A 19,612-nucleotide genomic window follows, 5' to 3' on the forward strand; every position below is an offset into this window, starting at 1 on the left:
GTTTCAAGGCCATGCCAAAGACCGGCGGCTGGGTGATGCCTGAGGTGGGCACACTGTGGGACGTGCGCCAGACGGCCGGGCCGGGGAAATAGGTATCGCTCGGTGCATGGAAAACAATGTGCGGTATCATGCCGTCCGCCCACTGTCCTTCCACCAGACGCTCAAGCTCGCGATAGGCGCGGAGCACGTCGTAGCCAGCGAAACCCATGGCGACGAATGCGGAATCCCAGTTCCATTGGAAAGGATAGAGGCGGTCGGTCGGGACCGTGTATCCGCCACGATCGTTGGCTCTCAGGATGGCGCGAGCCTTTACGATGAAGTCGTTCATTTCAATTCCTTGACGAAACTAACTAAATTGGCGGCATGCCCCGCGTCCTATGCGAGGCGCGCCTTGGCATTCCAAACCCGGCTGCACCGCGAGCACACCGAGTTCGGCCGAAATGAGCGGCGGTCTACTTCCGAAAGCGGCCTGCTTATTGCTGCGGAAGACGCGGATAGGGCACTCTGTTACCGTTGTGATCAAACAGATGAAGGTTTGAGGCGTTGAATTCCAGCCCGACACGTTCGCCGGCCTTGATGCGAGCACCCCCCGTGACACGGACGTTGACCGGCGCATCCAAGCCGTCGATATCGACATAGATGAAACTGTCGCTGCCCAGGTGTTCGGCGACGCCAACGGTTCCCGCCAAGGGTGCGGTATCGGGATCAGCAAGGTGGATGTGTTCGGGGCGAATTCCGAGAAAGCTTACGCTGCTGGCGCCCTGCGGAACGAGCCGGGCAGCCCGCTCGCTCGTGAAAGGGGCGCAGTCGATGATATTCATCTTCGGCGAGCCGATGAACGTCGCCACGAAAAGATTGCATGGCTGATCGTAAAGTTCGAGTGGCTCCCCTTGCTGCTGAATGGCACCTCCGTTGAACACGACGATCTTGTCGGCCAGCGTCATGGCTTCCACCTGATCGTGGGTGACATAGATCATGGTCTTGCCCAGCCTCTTATGAAGCCTGGCGAGTTCCATCCGCATTTGCACGCGCAGCGCCGCATCGAGATTCGACAAAGGTTCGTCGAACAGGAAGGCGACCGGCTCGCGCACGATTGCCCGCCCGATTGCTACTCGCTGGCGCTGGCCGCCAGAGAGTTCCTTGGGCTTGCGCTCCAGTAATTTTTCCAACTGCAAGATTTCCGCCGACGTCGCGACGGCCTTGTCCTGAGTTTGCCGGTCGGCACCTGCAATGCTCAGGCTGAAACTCATGTTCTCGCGTACGGTCAGGTGCGGATACAACGCGTAAGACTGAAAGACCATGGCCAGGCCGCGCTTGTCGGGCCCAGTCCGCGTCACGTTCTTGGCGCCGATGACAATCTCGCCGGAGGTCGTTTCCTCGAGGCCTGCAATCAGCCGCAGCATGGTCGACTTGCCGCATCCGGACGGACCGACAAACACCACGAACGATCCATCGTCGATGTCGAGGTCGACACCCTTGATGATCTCGACGGAGCCGAAGGACTTGCGAATTTCCCTGAGACTGATTGCACCCATGGTTTACCTCTTTCTAGATCGTTTTGCGGCAGTGCCCGAGGCTCACCTGCTCAAGGGTTCGCCCGCCGGGGCGCGTTTGCCGACTGTGCATCGATTGGTCGAAGCGACTGGTAGAGTTCGGGCCTGAGCGCCCGGAAGCTTGGCTCCTGCAGGCGCGCGGGAAGGATCTGGTCAAAATCCAGCCGGGCGATCACGGTCTCTTCGGTGCCATGTCCCGCCTTGCCAAGGAGTTCGCCCGTGGGCGCGCAGATCTGGGAACCACCGCAATAGTGAACGTCTGCCTCGATCCCCGCGCGATTCACCGCTGCCGTGAAGATCTGACTGTCCTGGGCCCTGGCCGGGGTGCGCAGATTCTGAAGGTAGTCGTAACCAACCGGAACAGCTGAAGGATTGATCACCAGCTCGGCGCCGCACATTGCCAGTTCGCTGAACAATTGCGGGATCGCCGCCTCGAAGCAGATTGCAATCCCGACCCGCGCACCGGCGACTTCAAACACCGGTAACTCGGCACCGGCCCGAAACCACAGATGCTCACGCGGATAAAGATGCGACTTCCGGTAGACGCCGATCAGTTCGCCAGTGGCGTCAATGACGGCGACCGATGAGTAATAGACACCGGCGACCTGTCCGTCTGCCTCCAGAACTCCGCAGGCAAGTGCGATCGAATGTTTACGCGCCATGTCGCGCAAGGCTCTGACGCTTCCGCCGCTGATGGGCTCCGCGGAGGCCAGCCAACCGGCAGTGTCCGGTGCGTAGCCCACATCCGCGCATTCCGGCATCACCGCAAAGTCGGCCTTGCCTGCGATGGCGGCGAGGCGGCACTCCATGTGCTCCAGATTGGCGGCACGGTCGAGTGGCCGGGAATTCATCTGGAGGAGCGCAAGGTTCATTTTCGTTCGATTCATCAGGATTTAACCCCACCAAGTGTCAGGCCAGAAATGAACTGGCGTTGGAAAATGCAATAGAGCACGACGACCGGCACCATGCCGATGATGACGCCGGCAGTCAGAGGGCCCCAATCGGAGCCGGTCGAGCCGAGGAAGTTGTACATCGCGCCTTGCCAGGTCTGCATCGTCGCGGAAGACGTGAATGTGGCCGCAAACACGAACTCGTTCCACGAAAAGCGCACGGCGAAGATGACAGCCACCGCAATGCCCGGCCAGATCAACGGCAGCACGATAAGCCGGAACGTCTTCCAGCGGCCCGCGCCATCCATCATGGCCGCCTCTTCCAGTTCGCTCGGAATGGTGTCGAAGAAGTTCTTGAGGATCCAGACGTTGAGAGGCAGGATCAGCGCCTGATAGGTCAGGACCAGACCCTGATAGCTGTTCAGCCAGCCGATTTTTTGCAGCATGAGATAGAGGGGGATGGTGTTGACGGTGACCGGGATCATGAAGACGCCGAGAATAGCCCCCATCAGCAGCCCCTTCCCGCGAAACTCGAACCGGGAAAGCGCATAGCCGGCAGTCGCCGAGATGAAGACGGAAAGGACGGTCGCACCTGCCGCGACGATGAGGGAGTTCATCAGCGCACGAGCAAATTGCGGGTTCGACAGCAGTCTCACATAGTGAGCAGCAGTTGGGTGCGTGGGGATCTGCGGAAAACCGGCAGGATTGATACTGGCCAGCACGACCATGACGAACGGGACAATTACAACCAGGCTGACGAGCGTCAGCAACCCATAACCGACGAGCTTACGCATGAGCGCTCCTTTGCGTGCGCAAATAGATGACCGCACCGATGATGTTCAGCAGGAAAAGCATTATTCCGACGCTTGAGCCGACGGAGAAATTGCCGAACTCGAAGGCCTGCCGATACATGTAGAGAGACATGGTGGTGGTCGAATTGGCCGGCCCACCCTGGGTTATCGCCAGTGGCAAGGCGAACACGTTGACCGTCCACATGGTAATCAGGATGAGGTTTAGGGCGACGAAGGGCTTGAGCAGGGGCAAAGTGACCCGCACCAGAACCTGGCGTGAGGTGGCGCCGTCCATCCGGGCAGCCTCGACGGTCTCCGGGTTGATCGTCGTCAGCGCCGCGCCCATCATCAACACGGTAAATGGCGTGCCGAACCAGATGTTGGTCAGGCTGACGGACCAGATCGCCCAGGCTGAGTTCGAGAGCCATTGTATAGGCCCGATGCCAAAAATGCCGAGGAAGTTATTCAACGGTCCGTGCTGCTGATACATGAACAGCCAGATGTAGGCCACGACCAGTTCCGAGAGCACCCAAGGCAGCACAATGATGGCTCGGAACAGCTGCGCCGATGACGTGAGGCGCTGAAGCAGAAGAGCCAAGCCAAACCCGGCGGCAAACTGCCCCAGTACGCTCGACAAGGTGAAGATCAGCGTTGTTACAGCAGACTTGTGGAAGATCTTCGGAAAGACGTTGTCATTCAGCAGAGTCGCATAGTTTCGCGCTCCGACGAAACTCCAAGCCTTATGGAAAGTCGCAAAGCTGACGTTATGGATGGAGATCCAGATGTTCCAAATGATCGGAACGATGAACAGGATGGTCATCGAAACAATGACCGGAGCAAGCAAAAGTGCGACGAAACGAGAATTGCTTGTCGAGCTGGGTCTCAGCATGATTGGCGCCTCCGAGAGCCGGGCGCCCGTGGGCAGCCCGGCTCTTTAGTTTCAGGTCAGTTGCTGGAGATGACCGTGCAAATGGCGCCGGAGCCGTTGCTATCGGCAGCCTTTTGCATTGGAGTCACGGCATTGATCAGGCGGCCGCCTTTCTCGCAGGCGCCGTTATTGTCATCGGCCACTTTAACCGAGGTGCCTTCCGGCCAACCGAGCGCCTCTAGCACCTGGTGCTGCGCATTCGCGGCAGCCTCAGCTGGATCAGCCCCGTTGAACATGACGTTCTGCACCGTCTCGCTGATCGTGGTGCCGACGCCGGACCAGCTCGGGAAGTTCGGGCGGCCATAGGCGCTGGGGGCGAGCTTCTTGAGTTCATCCCAGCGCTTGTCGCCACCCTTGTCCCAGTAGGCGCCGAAGTCTTTATCGAGATCCGTGGCAAAGGACTGGCGAACGGGCAGATAGCCGAACTTCACTTCGGCGTCGCCCATGACCTTCACGTCCAGCATGGCCTTGAGGAACTGCCAGGCGACATCGGGATGCTCCGACGTCGCGGGGATTGCGAGTGTCCAGCCGCCGGCCATGGTGGCGGTCGGCTCGCCCTTCTTTTCGGTCGGAAACGCCGCAATCACCCCGACATTGCTCATGTCTGCGCCGGTATTGGCCAGCGAGCCATAGACCCACGTCCCTTCAAGAGACGTCGCAAAGCTTCGCGACGCGAACTGCGGCCCGAACTGGTGTTCGGTGAAAGGCGTGATGCCGGCGTCGACCTGCGCCTTGGTGAATTTCAGCGCGTCGATCCACGCCTGGCTGTCGAGGGAAGGAACCCAAGCCTCGCTGGCCCCAGCGTCCTTCGCGGCCTCCTCATCGACCAGTTGCCCGATATCTCCGTTGTGCATCCAGACATAGGGCAGCGTCCAGTCGGCAACCCAGGGCTTGCCGATCAGCAGGCAGCCTTGGATGCCTTTCTTGGAAAGGGCAGCATCAAGCTTCTTGCAGCTCTCCAGATACCCGTCCCATGTCGTCATGGACTGCGGGTCGACACCGGCCTCTTTGAGGAGGTCTTTCCAATACCAAAGCACGCGGGCGTCGGTCCAAGCCCAGATGGCGTGCCATTTGCCCTCATAGAGCGTTCCATCACGATAGGCCGGCAGCCAGTCCTTCAGCCCGTCAAGATCGCGGTCGATATAGGGGGTGAGGTCCTTGGTGAAGCCGGCTGCGGCAAACTCGCCAACTTCAGGCTGGTCGAGCGAAACGATGTCAAGCGGCGTCCCGCCCGCGGCGGCGGCACGAAGCCGCGTAAGCCTGTCGCCAAACGGCAGGATTTGAGCGTTTACCTTCAAATCGACCTGGGGATTGGCCTTCTTAAATGCGGCCTCGGCCAAGGGCAGAATGTGTTCCCAGCGATCGGCCGGAGAAACCAGCACGAGGTTGAGCGATACCTGCTCTGCCGCGGCCGGCGTACCGATCGCAATTCCTGCAGCCACCAGTGCAACTGCCGTAAGTCCAAGTGAATTCTTTGTCATCATGACGTTCCCTTTCTTTGTCAGCCAATCAAAGCGACTGGTTTTTTTGGACCTCTTTATCCGCCCTGCCAGAATGCCGGCTGTTTGAGCGGCAACGCGGCGGTCTCACTGGCCACCTTCAAGGACAAGGAGCCGAGAGACAGCGCTGCAAGTACCGGCAGAGCCGCTGCGCCGAGCGCGGCAGCCTTTCCGTCGCTGAACGAAGCGTCGATCGCCGGAGGGGGTAGGGCGCCCGCTGGCCTGACGCTCGAGATCTTTTCCGCCAGACGTGTTGCGAGCCAGCTGAAGACAGAGTCCGGAAACTCGCCGCCAAGCACGATCCGCTCGGGATCAAGAAGATTTTCTACGGCATGGATCGGAGCGAGCAGCGCGTCGCAGGCATTCTCTAGCCAAGCGATCAGATCTGCATCCTCGGCATTGAGCCGCAACGCCACCTCATCCTTGGTGATACCTGGAAACGCACGCCTCAGGGCGGCGAATGAAACGACATGGTTTACTTCCGGACCACCCATATTACCGACAAGAAGGCGGCCAAACTCGCCGGCGTTGGCCGTCGCGCCGCGCATCGCTGCGCCATTGGAAATGATGCCGCCGCCCAGATTGGTGCCGAAGTAGATATAGAAGAAATCCTGACAACCCCGTGCGCCGCCATGACGCAATTCTCCGATGGCCGCCGCCGTGGCATCGTTTTCGATGAATACCGGCAGACCAGTGTGGCCGCGAAGAATATCGCTCACCGGGACGTCGTCCCAGCCTGGGTAGTTGGGCACCGACCGGACGCGGCCCTCAACGAGAGAGAGCGGGCCGGGTAGAGCCAAACCGACGCCCGCAACAGGCGAGCCGGCCTCAGCCTGCAACTTTCGTATGGTAGCGGCGATCTCCATCAGGGCTGCCTCGGGCGTAGCCTCATGCAATTGCGAGGCTTCCCGGCGCAGCGTCCGTCCGGAGAGGTCGGTCAGCAGAGCGCTGTAGTATCCGCGCTCGAGATGGACACCAATCGAGCAAAGGGCGCTTTCGTTCACCGTGAATTGCTTGGGTGGCTGCCCGCGCCGCGACTTGATGCGCCCAGGCGACCTTATGAAACCATCGGCATCGAGTTCCCCGGTGAGATTGCTGATCGTTTGAACCGTCAGCCCGGTATACGGGGCAATTTCGGCGATCGTCATCGGGCCGTGAACGCGAATAACTTCGAAGACCGCCCGGAGATTATGGGCGTAAGTGTCTTTCTGGCTCAGTCCGGTCACATAGGTCATGTCATTTATTAATCACAATGGATTTAATTAATCAAGAGGCCAATTTTCGACCCTGAGCTGGCGTCGGTCGGGGTCCCGCCACGCGGCTCGCGATAGCCCGAAGTGCGCGCGGCCTCGGTAGACCGGTACCGGTCCCGTTTGGCGCCGCCGACGACTTGTGAAAAATCCGATACTAGGGCACAATTTGTGAGTGCGGCGGCATTTCGATCCGATCGTTTCGCGCCGCGTGACAGTCCGCGTCGGAGGCTCGGCGTCGATGGATCAGGGGTTCTTTCTTCTGTTCGCCACGGTGTCGGTGATCACGGCCCTGCTGCTGGTCCTGGCGCGTAATCCGGTTCACAGCGCGTTGGCGCTGATGGCCTGTTTCCTGCAAATCTCTGCAATCTTCGTCTTGCTCGGAGCGCCGTTGCTCGCGGTGATCCAGATCTTCGTCTATGTCGGCGCGATCATGGTCCTGTTCCTGTTCGTAATCATGATGATCGACGTGCGCGAAGCGGTGTTGCAGCGGTTCTTGCCGGGCGGCAACCTGCCGGCTCTGGTGCTGGTGGTGCTGCTTGGGATCGAGATGCTTGTGCTGGTGCTCTGGAGCAACCGCTTTTCGGTCGCGGAGCCCGTCACTGAGCGCGGCGGCGATCAGCTCAGAGAGCTCAGCACGACGCTTTTCGCCGACTACCTGCTCCCATTTGAAGCCGCCTCGGTCATCCTGCTGGCCGCCCTGGTCGGCGCCATCGTCCTGGCGCGGAAGGAGTCGAACTGATGGTTTCGCTCTCGTGGTATATTTTGCTCGGAGTGGTCCTGTTCGTGATCGGGGCGGCGGGCGTGCTGCTCAGGCGCAATATCCTGGTTGTGCTGATGTCGCTGGAGCTTCTGCTCAATTCGGTCAACATCAACTTCATCGCTTTCGGGCACTATTACGACGATTTTCGCGGGCAGATCTTCGCGATCTTCGTCATCGCAATCACCGCGGCGGAAGTAGCCGTCGCCCTTGGTATCCTGGTCGCTCTTGTGAGGAACAAGTCCACCCTCAAGGTCGACGACATGACGATGATGAAAGGATAGCGGCTTGGACCCGGACCCGGTGATATCGATCCGGCCGCTGCTTGCCGTCACCGTTGCAGGGCTGGCGGCCCTTGCGATTCTCCTTCTGAACAACCGCGAGAGGTTCCGTGATCTCGTCTCGCCATTGGCCGCGGTTGTTTTGTTCGCAATTGTCGTTTCGATGGCGCCCACCGTGCTGGCGGGCGGGGCGATCGAATTGCGCTTGTTCGAGATTCTGCCGGGGATTGCCTTCGCTTTCCGGGTCGATGCGCTCGGCATGGTGTTTGCCACCGTCTCGTCGCTGTTGTGGATCACGGCGGCGATCTATTCCATCGGCTACATGCGGCACTTGCACGAGCATGCGCAGACCCGGTTCTTCGCCTGCTTCGCGGCCAGTCTCGCGGCCGCCGTCGGGGGCGCCTTCGCCGCCAATCTGTTCACGCTGGTGATCTTCTACGAGGTACTCAGCCTCGTGACCTATCCGCTCGTCTATCACCACGAGGACGAAGAGGCATGGAGGGGCAGCCGCAAATACCTTGTCTATCTGATGGGTGCCTCGAAAAGTGCGCTTCTCGCCGCGCTGGCACTGACCTACCAGATCGCGGGGTCGCTCGACTTCAGGGCAGGGGGACTGTTGGGAGGCGTCGATGCCTCAGCGCCGCTGCTGACGGTCGTCTATTTCTGCTATCTCTTCGGCTTCGCCAAGGCCGCAATAATGCCGATGCACGCCTGGCTACCTGCCGCGATGGTGGCCCCAACACCGGTCAGCGCGCTCCTGCATGCGGTGGCCGTGGTCAAGATGGGCGTGTTCTGCGTGCTGCGGGTGGTGTTCCATGTCTTCGGCACGGGGCTGATGGGCAGTCTGCATCTTGGCATCGCTACGGCCTATCTGGCCTCATTCACGATCCTGATGGCGTCCGTCTACGCCCTGACACGGGACGATCTGAAGGCGAGGCTCGCCTATTCGACGGTCAGCCAGCTCTCCTATATCGTGCTGGGCGCGGTTTTGCTCTCGCCCGCCGCGATGGTCGGCGGGATCATCCACATCGCGGCTCATGCCTTCTCCAAAATCACCCTGTTTTTCTGCGCCGGGTCGATCTATTGCGCATCCGGCAAGCGGAACATCAGCGATATGGCCGGCATCGGCCGCAGGCTGCCCTGGACGATGGGGGCGTTCTTCGTCGGCTCACTCAGCATGATCGGGGTGCCGCCGACCGCGGGTTTCGTTAGCAAATGGTATCTGACGCTGGGCTCGATGCAGGCAGGGGATGTCGCGTTCCTGATCGTGCTCCTGGTGAGTTCGGTTCTCAACGCTGCCTATTTCTTGCCGGTGAGCTATCTCGCCTTTTTCAGGACGGAGGCTGAGGAGAGCCCGGCGACGATCCGTGAAATTCCGATGATGACGATCCCGCTGGTCGCGACCGCCATCCTGTCGGTGTCGATGGGCATTTTCCCAAACTATTTCCTGGCCCTCGCGGAAGGAGTTATCAGATGATCAAGCGCGTGGTCGATTTCTTCGGCGACGAAGAATATGCCAATCAGCGGCGCCAGCTGTTTTATCTGGTGCTCGTTCTGATCGTCATCGCGGACTTTCTGGTCCCCCGCGAACACGCCGAATACCCGTGGGACCGCTTGCCGGGCTGGTCGGCCGTCTATGGCTTCGTATCCTGCATTCTGCTGATCTTCGTTTCCAAGTTCCTCGGCCATCAGGGCGGGCTCATGCGGCGCGAGGATTATTATGATTGACTTCGCCCATCCCGCCCTGCTGCTCATTCTCGGCGCCCTGCCGATCCCGTTCCTGAGCGGAACGATCCGCAAGGTCTATCTGCTGCTGATCCCGGCGCTGGCGCTGCTGGCGGTGGTTATGATGCAGCCCGGCAGCTATGGAGCGGCGCAGTTCCTCGGGCAGGAAATCCTGATCGCCAAGGTCGACAAGCTGAGCATCGTCTTTGCCACGGTTTTCACCATCATGGCGCTGATCGGAACGGTCTATGCGCTACACTTGCCTCGTCCCGGCCAGCATGTCGCCGCCTTCGTCTACGTCGGCGGCGCGCTCGGCGTGGTCTTCGCCGGCGACTACCTGACCCTGTACATGTTCTGGGAAACCATGGCGTTTGCTTCTGCCTATCTGGTTTTCGCCCAAGGTGGCCGGCAAGCGATCGGCGCCGGGTTCCGATATCTCATGGTCCATGTCACCGGCGGTGTCGTCTTGCTCGGCGGAATCATTCTCCATGGGCTCTCGACAGGATCGCTGCTCTTTGGCCCGATCGGGGCGATGGGCGCCGGCACTTACCTGATCCTTGCGGGGTTCTTGCTCAACGCCGCGGTGCCGCCGCTCAACGCCTGGCTGACCGACGCTTATCCCGAAGCGACCGTCACCGGGGCGGTATTCATGAGCGCCTTCACCACCAAGACCGCCGTCTATGTGCTGGCGCGCGCGTTTCCGGGAACCGAGCTTCTTGTCTGGCTCGGCACCGCGATGGCGCTCTACGGCGTCATTTATGCGGTGCTGGAGAACGACTGCCGGCGGCTGCTCGCCTATCACATCGTCAGCCAGGTGGGTTACATGGTGGCGGGCATCGGTATCGGGACCGAGATGGCTGTCAACGGGGCCACGAGCCATGCCTTCGCGCATATTCTGTACAAGTCGCTCCTGTTCATGGGAGCCGGAGCGGTGATCTACGTCACCGGGCGGCGCAAGCTCACTGAGCTTGGCGGGCTCTACAAGACCATGCCGGTGACAGTGGCGCTCTATATGGTCGGCGCCTTCGCGATCTCGGCATTTCCATTCTTCTCGGGCTTCGTCACCAAGTCGATGGTGATTGCCGCTGCCGGAGCGGATCACCGGGCGTTGGTGGTGCTGGCGTTGACAATGGCGTCGTCGGGAACGTTCCTGCACACCGGGCTCAAGCTTCCCTATTACATGTTTTTCGGCACGGACCGGAAACTGGAGGCGCGGGAGCCGCCGCGCAACATGCTGGTTGCGATGGCCATGGCGGCGGTGCTCTGCATCGCCATCGGGGTATTTCCCCAGCCACTTTATGCGCTTCTGCCCTATCCGGTCGACTTCGAACCCTATACGGGCGTCCATGTCACCGAGAGCCTCGGCGTGCTGATGTTTACCGCCCTGGGCTTCGTGCTGTTCCTCCGGGCGCTTGATCCAGAGAACACGATCAGCCTCGACACCGACTGGTTCTATCGCAAGGGTGCGCGGGCCTTCATGTGGCTCGCCGAAAGACCGCTGGCGCGTTACGAGCAGGCAGTGAGCAATGTTTCGGAGACAGCGGCGCTGCCCCTCCTCCATGGGGCAGCACGCGCGGGGCTGCGGATCGATCTCGCCGGGGTGGACGCCGTGGTGAACGGCGTTGCCCGCTCGATCCTGCACGGCGGCGGGGCGCTGCGGCGACTCCAGACCGGCGTCGTGACCCACTACGTACTGGCGATGATCGTCGGGGTGATCGCGGCCACCGCCGTTTTCGCCGTGGCGTGGCGCTAGGGGGTGCAATGGGCTTCCCGCTCCTCAGCCTGATCGTATTCACGCCCGCCGCCGGGGCAGCGGTACTGATGCTGCTCCGCAGGGACGATGTGGTGCGATGGACAGCACTGGGTGTGACCGCCCTCGACCTCGCTCTCTGCATTGCCATGCTCGCCGGCTTCGACACATCGACCCACGCGATGCAGTTCATCGAGAGACGGCCATGGGTGCCCGTGCTGGGGATCAGCTATGCGCTTGGCGTCGACGGAATCAGCGCACTCTTCGTTTTTCTGACCGCGCTGCTGGGCTCGATCTGCGTGCTCGCCTCGTGGGCCGCGATCGACCGCAAGGTGAAGGAGTTCATGGTCAGTCTGCTCGTCATGCAGGCGCTGATGCTCGGCGTTTTCTGCGCGCTCGACCTGTTCCTGTTCTACGTCTTCTGGGAGGCGATGCTGATCCCGATGTACTTGATCATCGGCGTCTGGGGCGGCGACGGCCGGGTCTATGCGGCTTTCAAGTTCTTCCTCTACACGCTGGCGGGCAGCGTCCTGTTCCTAGTCGGCGTCATCGTGCTCTATTTCAACGGCGGCAAGACCTTCGACATTCTCGTCCTGACGGCGCAGGATTTGCCGTTCCCTGTCCAGTCGTGGCTGTTCTTCTCCTTCCTGGTCGCCTTCGCCGTCAAGGTGCCGATGGTCCCGGTCCACACCTGGCTGCCGGACGCCCATGTGCAGGCGCCAACGGCGGGCAGCATCATCCTCGCCGGCGTGCTCCTGAAGATGGGAGCCTACGGATTCCTGCGGTTCTCGCTACCGATGCTGCCCGAAGCGTCGGTGTATTATTCGACGCTGATGCTGGCGCTTTCGGCGCTTGCGATCATCTATGGCGGGTTGCTTGCGCTTGCGCAGGACGACCTGAAGAAGCTGGTGGCCTATTCCAGCATCAGCCACATGGGTTTCGTGACGCTGGGGATTTTTGCGCTGAACCTCCGCGGGCTCGAAGGCGGAATCCTGCAGATGTTCAATCACGGCGTAACGACGGGTGCCTTGTTCCTGTTCGTCGGCCTGATCTACGAGCGGACGCATACGCGCAGCATGGCGGAGTACGGCGGACTGATGAAGGCGGCGCCGGTCTATACCGCGTTTCTTGCGCTGTTCACCCTGTCGTCGATGGCGCTGCCGGGAACGAATTCGTTCGTGGGCGAGCTGCTCGTGCTGTCGGGCGGGTTTGCGGCCAACCTGGCTGTCGGCGCGGCCGCCGTTTTGGGCGCATTGCTCAGCGCGGCCTATCTGCTTGGCATGTACGGGAACGTTGCTCTTGGTCCGGCGAGCGTGAGCACCCGGTTCAAGATACACGACGTGAACATGCGCGAAATGGTCGCGATCCTGCCGCTGGCCATCTTCGTGCTTTGGGTCGGGCTCTATCCAAAACCCTTTCTCAACATCATCGACGCCTCGGCGAGGCATCTGCTGATGCAGGTGCATGGCGAGGAGAGCGGCCAATGACCGCCGCTGTGCTCTTCCAGTCAGTGCTTGCGAGCCTGCCCGAGATCGTGGTGGTCACCGGGGCCTGCATCCTGCTGATCCTGGGCCAGCTTGTGCGGAAGAGGCAGGAAGATATCCTCCTCTGGGCGTCCGTCGCAGTCGTGCTGATCGCCGCCCTGGCGACATTCATGCTGGCGGGCGAGGTGCGGCCGGCCTACACGGGCATGTTCGTCGCCGACCGCTTTGCGGTCTTCTTCAAGTTCGTGTTCTACATTGCCACCGTCCTGACATTCCTCCTTTCCCGAAAATACGCCGATATCGAAGGGATCGGCAGCAGCGAATACTATGTCCTGCTGCTCTTTGCGCTTTCGGGAATGATGATCATGGCCTCGGCGACCGATCTCATGTCGATCTATGTGGGCCTCGAACTGTTGGTGCTCTGCACCTATGTGCTGACCGGCTTCCTGCGGAAAGAACGGCGGTCGAACGAAGCGGCGCTGAAATACGTCATCCTTGGGGCGGTCTCGACCGCAATTTTCCTCTATGGCGTTTCGCTGGTCTACGGGCTCACCGGCACGACCCAACTGGACGGAATGGCGGCGGCGGTGACCGGCGATCCGCGCGATCCTGGATTGTTACTGGCGGTGGTTTTCATCGTCGCCGGACTGGTCTTCAAGGTCGGCGCGGTGCCGTTCCACATGTGGGTGCCGGACGTCTATGAGGGCGCGCCGACGACGATCACCGCCTTCATGTCGGTGGGCCCCAAGGCGGCAGGGTTCGCAGTGATCCTGAGGGTGTTCCTCAACCCGCTGGTCGCGGCCTCGGACGTTTGGATCATCGTCGCCGTTATTGCGGTCATGACGATGGCGCTCGGCAGTTTCGTGGCGCTGGTGCAGGATAACTTCAAGCGCCTTCTGGCCTATTCCAGCATTGCCCATGCCGGGTTCGCTCTTTTCGGCGTCGTAGCCGGCAGTGCGGACGGGATTGCCAGCGTGATGCTCTACCTGCTGATCTACGCCTTCATGAATCTCGGCATTTTCGCTGCGGTCATCATGATGCGGAGCGGCAATTTCTCGGGCGAAATTATTGAAGACTATGCAGGTTTTGCCAAGTCGCATCCCGGACTGGCGCTTCTGATGCTGCTCTATCTGTTCTCGTTGGCGGGTATTCCGCCGACGGCGGGGTTCTTCGCCAAGTTCTACGTGTTGCTGGCGCTCGTCGAGCGAGGTTTCGTCCTGCTGGCGGTAATCGCAGTGTTGCTAAGCGTCGCCGCGGCATACTTCTACATCCGCATCGTCATGGTGATCTACATGCGCGAGCCGAAGAGGGCGTTCGAACCGGCGCTGACACCCCTGGTCCGCGTCGCGCTCGCCTTCACGGCAGCCGGCACCATCGGCATCGGCCTGTTTCCGTCGTGGTTTCTGAAGCTTGCTCAATATTCTGTGCTTGGCGGCTGATCTATTGGATTTGCAATGATCTGCCCGACGGAATACACTGATAGTGCAAGAAAAGCATTGCAGAAGTCGCTTTCCGGGGCGACCGCAATACCGGCCCCCGAGCGGGGTCGATCGCAGCCCGAGCAAAGCCCCCCGGTGGGTGAGCGAGGCGTTGGAATTATGACCGCAATGGAATTCCTACCGGTTCTTTTCATGGTCGCCGGAATTGTTCTGGTGACGGGGGTGACGCTGTTTGTCTCCTCGTTGCTGCGCCCCTCCAATCCCTATCCCGCAAAGAACATGCCCTATGAATGCGGCATGGACCCTGCAGGCGAGGCCGCCGGCGGCCGCTTCAGGGTGCAGTTCTTCATGCTGGCGATCCTGTTGGTGGTCTTCGATGTCGAGGCGATGTTCCTCTTTCCCTGGGCTGTCGTCCTGAGAGAGATCGGGCTGGTCGGTTACGTCGAGATGTTCGTCTTCATGTTGCTGCTTATCGTGGGCTTCGCCTACGCCTGGCTGAAGGGAGCGCTGGAATGGGAGGCGTAAACAATGCGATCCGCGACAGCGTGCTGTTCACGACGGCCGACAGCATTATCAGCTGGAGCCGAAGATCGGCGCTGTGGCCCGAGACCTTTGGCATTGCCTGCTGCGCCATCGAGATGATCTCAGCCGGTTGCGCGCGCTACGATCTTGACCGGTTCGGCGTGGTGTTCCGGCCTTCGCCGCGCCAGTCCGACGTGATGATCATCGCCGGCACCGTGACCCGGAAATTCGCCCCCGTCGTGCGACGGCTTTATGACCAGATGCCGGAGCCGCGCTGGGTGATCGCAATGGGCACCTGCGCGATCTCTGGCGGGGTCTACAACACCTACGCCGTGGTGCAGGGGTCGGAGACCTTCGTGCCGGTGGACGTGCATGTGCCCGGCTGCCCGCCTCGGCCCGAGGCGCTGATGCACGGCTTCCTGCTGCTTCAGGAGAAAATCAAGAAATCCCGAGCATTAGCCGGAACGCCTCTGGATCGGATTGCAGCGTCATGAGCATGGAGCCGTCTCTCAATCGCACCCTGATCATGGAGCGTTTCGAAGGAACAATCGAGGACCTGGGAACCGGCCACGGTGTCCATGCCTTTGCGGTGCCACCTGAGACAATCGTCGAGTTCTGCCGGTTTCTGAAGGAACACCCCGCGCTGCGGTTCAATTTTCTGTCGGACATCTGCGGCGTCGATCATTACCCCGAACTGCCGCGCTATGAGGCCGTGTACCACCTCTATTCGCTGCCGAACAAATGGCGCATTCGCATCAAGTGCCGCCTTGGCGATCCGCCCCGCGTCCCGTCGGTGACGGGGGTCTGGCGGACCGCCAATTGGCATGAGCGTGAAGCCTGGGACATGTACGGGATAAGGTTCGAGGGCCATCCCGATTTGCGCCGGATCTATATGTGGGAAGGCTTCGAGGGCTTTCCCCAACGTAAGGACTTCCCCTTAAGGGGTTACAAGGACAAACTGAATCCCTTCGGTGCCGAAGGCCCGCCGCCGACGCAGCCGGACCTCGCCACCAGGGAAATTCCGTAAGGAGGCATGCCCGGGAGTTGAGATGACCGAAGTCACTGAGCTCAGCAGGCCGGAAAGCGAAGCGCTTAATACCAAGGAAGTGCTTCTCAATCTCGGTCCGCAGCACCCCAGCACCCATGGGGTTCTCCGGCTCGTTCTCGAATTGGACGGGGAGTACGTCGAGCGCGTTGACCCGCATATCGGCTACCTTCACCGCGGCACCGAAAAACTGGCCGAGAGCTTCACCTATACGCAGATCTTTCCCCTGACGGACCGGCTCGACTATGTCTGCCCGCCTTCGAACAACCTGGCCTTTGCACTGGCGGTGGAGAAACTTCTCGGCATAGAAGCACCGATCCGGGCGCAGTACATCCGCGTGATGATGGCCGAGCTGGCGCGGATATCCGGCCATCTCCTGATTACCGGCGCGCTGCCGATGGATCTGGGGGCCATGACTGCGCTGCTTTACGCCATGCGCGAGCGTGAAATGATCATGGACCTCTTGGAAATGATAACCGGCGCGCGCATGCACACGTCCTTCTGTCGGGTCGGCGGTGTGCGCGAGGACCTGCCCCAGGAGTTCTTCCCCAAGATCCGGGAGTTCTGCGACATCTTCCCGAACCGGATCCGCGATTACGAGCGATTGATCGAAAACAACCGGGTGTTTCTCAGCCGAACGAAAGGGATCGGTGTGATCTCTCCCGAGGACGCTATTGATCTGGGGCTCAGCGGCCCGAACCTGCGCGCTTCCGGCGTCGACTGGGACATTCGGCGCGACGAGCCCTACGAAATTTACGACCGGCTCGATTTCAACGTCATCACCCGCGACGAGGGCGATTGCTATGCGCGCTGGCGGTGCCGGGTCGACGAGATGCGCGAAAGCGTCCGGCTTATCGAGCAATGCATCGACCAGATGCCCGAAGGACCGTTCCAGATCGACATGCCGACGATCGCGTTCCCGGTGGACAAGGACCGCGTGCATTGCTCGATGGAGGCTTTGATCCAGCATTTCGACCTGTCGGCCTATGGCTTCAGCGTACCGAAGGGCGAGGTCTATTCGGCCATCGAGGCGCCGAAGGGTGAACTGGGGTTCTACATCATCAGCGATGGATCGCCGAAACCGTTCCGCATGAAGGTGCGAGCACCGTCCTTCGTCAATCTTCAGGCGCTCTATGGGGTGACCAACGCACGCTACCTGGCCGACATGATCGCCGTGCTGGGCAGCCTCGATCCGGTGATGGCGGAGGTGGACAAGTAACAGGAGATTTGGATGCGATGAGCATGCGCGAAAAGATCGAAGCGGCGGCGGCGCGGTATCCGAACCAGCGCTCGGCGATCATGCCCGCGCTTCTGATCGCGCAGAAGGAACATGGTTATCTGCCTGGCCCGGTGTTGGAAGAGGTCGCCGACATCCTCGGCGTAGAGCGGATCTGGGTGTACGAGCTGGCGACCTTTTACACGCTCTTCCATACCGAACCGGTGGGCCTGTTCCACCTGCAGCTCTGTGACAACGTTTCCTGCATGCTGTGCGGATCGGATGAGTTGCTGAAGCATCTGGAAACGGTGCTGGCGATAAAGAAGGACGAGACCACCCCGGATGGGCTGTTCACGCTTTCGACCGTGGAATGCCTCGGGGCCTGCGAGATGGCGCCGGTGATGCAAGTCGGCGACGACTACCACGGCAATCTGGATGTCGCTCGGGTAGACGCACTGGTGGACAGCCTTCGGGCTAGAGCCCCGCAAGCAGCGGGCGTTGAGCGCGCCTCCGCGCAACGGCCGGGAGAGTAGCGCCATGTTCGAGCCGGTTCTCCTCAAGAATATCGACCTGCCGGATGGTCACTTGCTGTCGACCTATGAGGCTGGCGGCGGCTATCAGGCGTTGGCGAAGGCGCTGCGCGAGCATACGCCTGATGAGCTCATAAACCTCGTCAAGGAGTCCAACCTGCGCGGTCGCGGCGGTGCCGGCTTTCCGACCGGCATGAAATGGAGCTTCGTCCCGAAGCAGACCGGCAAGCCGAAATATCTGTGCTGCAACGCCGACGAAGGCGAGCCGGGCACTTTCAAGGACCGGATCATCATGGAGCGCGACCCGCACCAGCTCATCGAGGGGCTGGCAGTAAGCGGCTACGCGATCGGGGCCAAGACCGCTTATGTCTACGTCCGCGGAGAGTATGTGACGGCGATCCGCCGCCTGGAGCACGCAATCGCCGAGGCCCACGAAAGCGGTTACCTCGGGCGGAATATTCTGGGCTCCGATTTTGATTTTGCCGTGCATATCCATTGCGGCGCCGGCGCCTACATCTGCGGCGAGGAGACCGCGATGCTCGACTCGCTTGAAGGCAAGCGAGCGCAGCCCCGCCTGAAACCGCCGTTTCCGGCAGTCGAAGGGCTCTACGCCAGCCCCACGGTGATCAACAACGTCGAGACGCTCGCTTGCGTGCCGCATATCGTGATGCGGGAGGCAAGGTGGTTTCGGGGCATCGGCCCGGACAGGAGCCCCGGGCCGAAACTCTACTGCCTCAGCGGACAGGTGCGCAAACCCGGCCTCTACGAGTTGCCGATGGGCATACCGCTGCGGGAACTGGTCGAGGACCACGCCGGTGGTGCCTTGCCCGGACGGAAGATCAAGGCGGTCATTCCGGGCGGGGTCTCGGCACCGGTCATCCCGGAGAGTGGACTCGAGGTGGGGATGGATTTCGACTCGCTGGCTGCCGCCGGCTCGATGCTCGGCTCGGCTGGTGTGATTGTGATCGACGACTCGACCTGCATGGTCAAGGTTGCGACCCGGATCGTCGAGTTCTTCCACCACGAGTCCTGCGGCAAATGCACACCTTGCCGCGAAGGGCTGGACTGGGCCGTCAAAGTGCTGCGCCGGGTCGAGGCGGGGCAGGGGGAACCTGGCGATCTGGAACAGCTCGACGCGCTCTGCAAGGGCATTTTCGGCAATACGTTCTGCGCCTTGGGTGACGGCGCGGCGATGGGGCTGCGCGCCGCACTCAAGCATTTCCACGATGAATTCGTCGCCCATATCGAGGAGCGGAGGTGCCCGTTTCACTGAGGTGCGCGGGAGAAGACCGCGAGGAAGCCATGGTTCGCGTCACGATCAATGACCAAATGCTGGAAGTGGAAGCGGGCTCTACGATACTGCAGGCGACAGAACGTCTGGGCATCGACATTCCGACCTTCTGCTACATGAAGCGGCTGCCGCCGCTGGCCTCATGCCGCATGTGCCTGGTCGAGATCGAGGGGCAGCGCAAGCTGCAGCCGTCCTGCGCCACCGCGGTCACCGACGGCATGGTGGTGCGAACGAACACGCCGCTGATCGAGGAAACGCGCTCATCCATGCTCGACATGCTGCTCGCCAACCACCCCCTCGACTGCCCGATCTGCGACAAGGGCGGCGAATGCGAACTTCAGAACCAGGTGATGGCATATGGGCCCCGCGAAAGCCGGTTCCGCGATGCCAAACGTGTGTTCCACTCCGAGGACATCCGCCTCAGCCCGGTCATCATCATGAACGTCAACCGCTGCATCCAGTGCCAGCGTTGCGTGCGGATGTGCGAGGAGGTGGTCGGCGCGGTTGCCTTGGGTACGGTCGAGAAAGGCATGGATACCGCCGTTACCGGCTTCGAGGGCAGTCTTGCGAGTTGCGACCAATGCGGCAATTGCGTCGAAGTCTGCCCGGTCGGCGCGCTGATGAGCTTCCCTTATCGCTATAAGGCGCGGCCCTGGGA

Annotated in this window: 21 protein-coding genes; 14 read left to right on the forward strand and 7 right to left on the reverse strand. The window is 61.0% G+C overall.

Annotated features, from left to right (window positions below):
- From ACPYOI_RS28295 to ACPYOI_RS28325, 7 genes are all read right to left on the reverse strand, one after another.
- Nucleotides 1–328: MGH1-like glycoside hydrolase domain-containing protein (locus tag ACPYOI_RS28295; RefSeq protein WP_481423652.1), on the reverse strand; the 328-nt coding region annotated here is incomplete at its 3' end.
- Between the two features lie 145 nt (nucleotides 329–473).
- On the reverse strand, nucleotides 474–1,535 hold the full coding sequence (locus ACPYOI_RS28300) for an ABC transporter ATP-binding protein (RefSeq protein ID WP_481423653.1): 1,062 nt from the start codon (nucleotides 1,533–1,535) through the stop codon (nucleotides 474–476).
- Nucleotides 1,536–1,585: 50 nt separating this feature from the next.
- On the reverse strand, nucleotides 1,586–2,440 hold the full coding sequence (locus ACPYOI_RS28305; RefSeq protein WP_481418492.1) for a carbon-nitrogen hydrolase family protein: 855 nt from the start codon (nucleotides 2,438–2,440) through the stop codon (nucleotides 1,586–1,588).
- Nucleotides 2,440–3,237, reverse strand: coding sequence for a carbohydrate ABC transporter permease (locus tag ACPYOI_RS28310; protein ID WP_168830030.1), 798 nt, complete (start codon nucleotides 3,235–3,237; stop codon nucleotides 2,440–2,442). The genes ACPYOI_RS28305 and ACPYOI_RS28310 overlap by 1 nt, the downstream gene beginning before the upstream one ends.
- On the reverse strand, nucleotides 3,230–4,123 hold the full coding sequence (locus ACPYOI_RS28315; RefSeq protein ID WP_481423654.1) for a carbohydrate ABC transporter permease: 894 nt from the start codon (nucleotides 4,121–4,123) through the stop codon (nucleotides 3,230–3,232). Before ACPYOI_RS28315 ends, ACPYOI_RS28310 begins: the two co-directional genes overlap by 8 nt.
- Nucleotides 4,124–4,179: 56 nt before the next feature.
- Nucleotides 4,180–5,643, reverse strand: coding sequence for an extracellular solute-binding protein (locus ACPYOI_RS28320; protein ID WP_481418490.1), 1,464 nt, complete (start codon nucleotides 5,641–5,643; stop codon nucleotides 4,180–4,182).
- 56 nt (nucleotides 5,644–5,699) lie between these two features.
- Nucleotides 5,700–6,896 carry an ROK family transcriptional regulator gene (locus ACPYOI_RS28325; protein ID WP_481418489.1) on the reverse strand — a complete coding sequence of 399 codons (1,197 nt, stop codon included), beginning with the start codon at nucleotides 6,894–6,896 and terminating at the stop codon, nucleotides 5,700–5,702.
- A gap of 256 nt (nucleotides 6,897–7,152) precedes the next feature.
- Here ACPYOI_RS28325 and ACPYOI_RS28330 point away from each other — a divergent pair, with 256 nt between their 5' ends.
- The 14 genes from ACPYOI_RS28330 to ACPYOI_RS28395 all read left to right on the forward strand — a co-directional run.
- Nucleotides 7,153–7,653, forward strand: a complete 501-nt coding sequence (locus tag ACPYOI_RS28330) for an NADH-quinone oxidoreductase subunit J family protein (RefSeq protein ID WP_481423655.1) — start codon at nucleotides 7,153–7,155, stop codon at nucleotides 7,651–7,653.
- A complete protein-coding gene (gene nuoK / locus ACPYOI_RS28335; RefSeq protein ID WP_481418487.1) occupies nucleotides 7,653–7,955 on the forward strand; it encodes an NADH-quinone oxidoreductase subunit NuoK in 303 nt (100 codons plus the stop codon). The genes ACPYOI_RS28330 and nuoK overlap by 1 nt, the downstream gene beginning before the upstream one ends.
- 4 nt (nucleotides 7,956–7,959) lie before the next feature.
- Nucleotides 7,960–9,429: a monovalent cation/H+ antiporter subunit D family protein gene (locus tag ACPYOI_RS28340; RefSeq protein WP_481418486.1), complete on the forward strand. Its 1,470-nt coding sequence runs from the start codon at nucleotides 7,960–7,962 to the stop codon at nucleotides 9,427–9,429.
- Nucleotides 9,426–9,680, forward strand: coding sequence for a hypothetical protein (locus ACPYOI_RS28345; protein WP_481418485.1), 255 nt, complete (start codon nucleotides 9,426–9,428; stop codon nucleotides 9,678–9,680). The genes ACPYOI_RS28340 and ACPYOI_RS28345 overlap by 4 nt, the downstream gene beginning before the upstream one ends.
- Nucleotides 9,673–11,430, forward strand: a complete 1,758-nt coding sequence (locus tag ACPYOI_RS28350; RefSeq protein WP_481418484.1) for a Na(+)/H(+) antiporter subunit D — start codon at nucleotides 9,673–9,675, stop codon at nucleotides 11,428–11,430. Before ACPYOI_RS28345 ends, ACPYOI_RS28350 begins: the two co-directional genes overlap by 8 nt.
- A gap of 8 nt (nucleotides 11,431–11,438) precedes the next feature.
- Entirely contained in the window at nucleotides 11,439–12,914 is a 1,476-nt protein-coding gene (locus tag ACPYOI_RS28355; protein ID WP_481418483.1) for an NADH-quinone oxidoreductase subunit M, read from the forward strand.
- Entirely contained in the window at nucleotides 12,911–14,350 is a 1,440-nt protein-coding gene (locus ACPYOI_RS28360; protein WP_481418482.1) for an NADH-quinone oxidoreductase subunit N, read from the forward strand. The genes ACPYOI_RS28355 and ACPYOI_RS28360 overlap by 4 nt, the downstream gene beginning before the upstream one ends.
- 159 nt (nucleotides 14,351–14,509) lie before the next feature.
- A complete protein-coding gene (locus tag ACPYOI_RS28365) occupies nucleotides 14,510–14,875 on the forward strand; it encodes an NADH-quinone oxidoreductase subunit A (RefSeq protein WP_481418481.1) in 366 nt (121 codons plus the stop codon).
- Complete coding sequence (locus ACPYOI_RS28370; RefSeq protein WP_168830041.1) at nucleotides 14,863–15,366, forward strand: NuoB/complex I 20 kDa subunit family protein; 504 nt, start codon at nucleotides 14,863–14,865, stop codon at nucleotides 15,364–15,366. Before ACPYOI_RS28365 ends, ACPYOI_RS28370 begins: the two co-directional genes overlap by 13 nt.
- Nucleotides 15,363–15,899: an NADH-quinone oxidoreductase subunit C gene (locus tag ACPYOI_RS28375; RefSeq protein ID WP_481418480.1), complete on the forward strand. Its 537-nt coding sequence runs from the start codon at nucleotides 15,363–15,365 to the stop codon at nucleotides 15,897–15,899. Before ACPYOI_RS28370 ends, ACPYOI_RS28375 begins: the two co-directional genes overlap by 4 nt.
- A gap of 22 nt (nucleotides 15,900–15,921) precedes the next feature.
- A complete protein-coding gene (nuoD, locus tag ACPYOI_RS28380) occupies nucleotides 15,922–17,136 on the forward strand; it encodes an NADH dehydrogenase (quinone) subunit D (RefSeq protein WP_481418497.1) in 1,215 nt (404 codons plus the stop codon).
- A gap of 17 nt (nucleotides 17,137–17,153) precedes the next feature.
- Nucleotides 17,154–17,666: an NADH-quinone oxidoreductase subunit NuoE gene (gene nuoE, locus ACPYOI_RS28385; protein WP_481418479.1), complete on the forward strand. Its 513-nt coding sequence runs from the start codon at nucleotides 17,154–17,156 to the stop codon at nucleotides 17,664–17,666.
- 4 nt (nucleotides 17,667–17,670) lie between these two features.
- Entirely contained in the window at nucleotides 17,671–18,936 is a 1,266-nt protein-coding gene (nuoF, locus tag ACPYOI_RS28390; protein ID WP_481418478.1) for an NADH-quinone oxidoreductase subunit NuoF, read from the forward strand.
- 29 nt (nucleotides 18,937–18,965) lie between these two features.
- Nucleotides 18,966–19,612, forward strand: a 647-nt coding sequence (locus ACPYOI_RS28395; RefSeq protein WP_481423656.1) for an NADH-quinone oxidoreductase subunit G, incomplete at its 3' end; no start/stop codon positions are given.

The organism is Rhizobium sp. SVR5-2C (genome assembly GCF_056755115.1).

What these genes read in the sequence shown, in the direction of transcription:
- ACPYOI_RS28300 (WP_481423653.1), bottom strand. Translation starts at nt 1,535, where the DNA reads ATGGGTGCAATCAGTCTCAGGGAAATTCGCAAGTCCTTCGGCTCCGTC.
- ACPYOI_RS28305 (WP_481418492.1), bottom strand. Translation starts at nt 2,440, where the DNA reads ATGAATCGAACGAAAATGAACCTTGCGCTCCTCCAGATGAATTCCCGG.
- ACPYOI_RS28310 (WP_168830030.1), bottom strand. Translation starts at nt 3,237, where the DNA reads ATGCGTAAGCTCGTCGGTTATGGGTTGCTGACGCTCGTCAGCCTGGTT.
- ACPYOI_RS28315 (WP_481423654.1), bottom strand. Translation starts at nt 4,123, where the DNA reads ATGCTGAGACCCAGCTCGACAAGCAATTCTCGTTTCGTCGCACTTTTG.
- ACPYOI_RS28320 (WP_481418490.1), bottom strand. Translation starts at nt 5,643, where the DNA reads ATGACAAAGAATTCACTTGGACTTACGGCAGTTGCACTGGTGGCTGCA.
- ACPYOI_RS28325 (WP_481418489.1), bottom strand. Translation starts at nt 6,896, where the DNA reads ATGACCTATGTGACCGGACTGAGCCAGAAAGACACTTACGCCCATAAT.
- ACPYOI_RS28330 (WP_481423655.1), top strand. Translation starts at nt 7,153, where the DNA reads ATGGATCAGGGGTTCTTTCTTCTGTTCGCCACGGTGTCGGTGATCACG.
- nuoK (WP_481418487.1), top strand. Translation starts at nt 7,653, where the DNA reads ATGGTTTCGCTCTCGTGGTATATTTTGCTCGGAGTGGTCCTGTTCGTG.
- ACPYOI_RS28345 (WP_481418485.1), top strand. Translation starts at nt 9,426, where the DNA reads ATGATCAAGCGCGTGGTCGATTTCTTCGGCGACGAAGAATATGCCAAT.
- ACPYOI_RS28350 (WP_481418484.1), top strand. Translation starts at nt 9,673, where the DNA reads ATGATTGACTTCGCCCATCCCGCCCTGCTGCTCATTCTCGGCGCCCTG.
- ACPYOI_RS28355 (WP_481418483.1), top strand. Translation starts at nt 11,439, where the DNA reads ATGGGCTTCCCGCTCCTCAGCCTGATCGTATTCACGCCCGCCGCCGGG.
- ACPYOI_RS28360 (WP_481418482.1), top strand. Translation starts at nt 12,911, where the DNA reads ATGACCGCCGCTGTGCTCTTCCAGTCAGTGCTTGCGAGCCTGCCCGAG.
- ACPYOI_RS28365 (WP_481418481.1), top strand. Translation starts at nt 14,510, where the DNA reads ATGACCGCAATGGAATTCCTACCGGTTCTTTTCATGGTCGCCGGAATT.
- ACPYOI_RS28370 (WP_168830041.1), top strand. Translation starts at nt 14,863, where the DNA reads ATGGGAGGCGTAAACAATGCGATCCGCGACAGCGTGCTGTTCACGACG.
- ACPYOI_RS28375 (WP_481418480.1), top strand. Translation starts at nt 15,363, where the DNA reads ATGAGCATGGAGCCGTCTCTCAATCGCACCCTGATCATGGAGCGTTTC.
- nuoD (WP_481418497.1), top strand. Translation starts at nt 15,922, where the DNA reads ATGACCGAAGTCACTGAGCTCAGCAGGCCGGAAAGCGAAGCGCTTAAT.
- nuoE (WP_481418479.1), top strand. Translation starts at nt 17,154, where the DNA reads ATGAGCATGCGCGAAAAGATCGAAGCGGCGGCGGCGCGGTATCCGAAC.
- nuoF (WP_481418478.1), top strand. Translation starts at nt 17,671, where the DNA reads ATGTTCGAGCCGGTTCTCCTCAAGAATATCGACCTGCCGGATGGTCAC.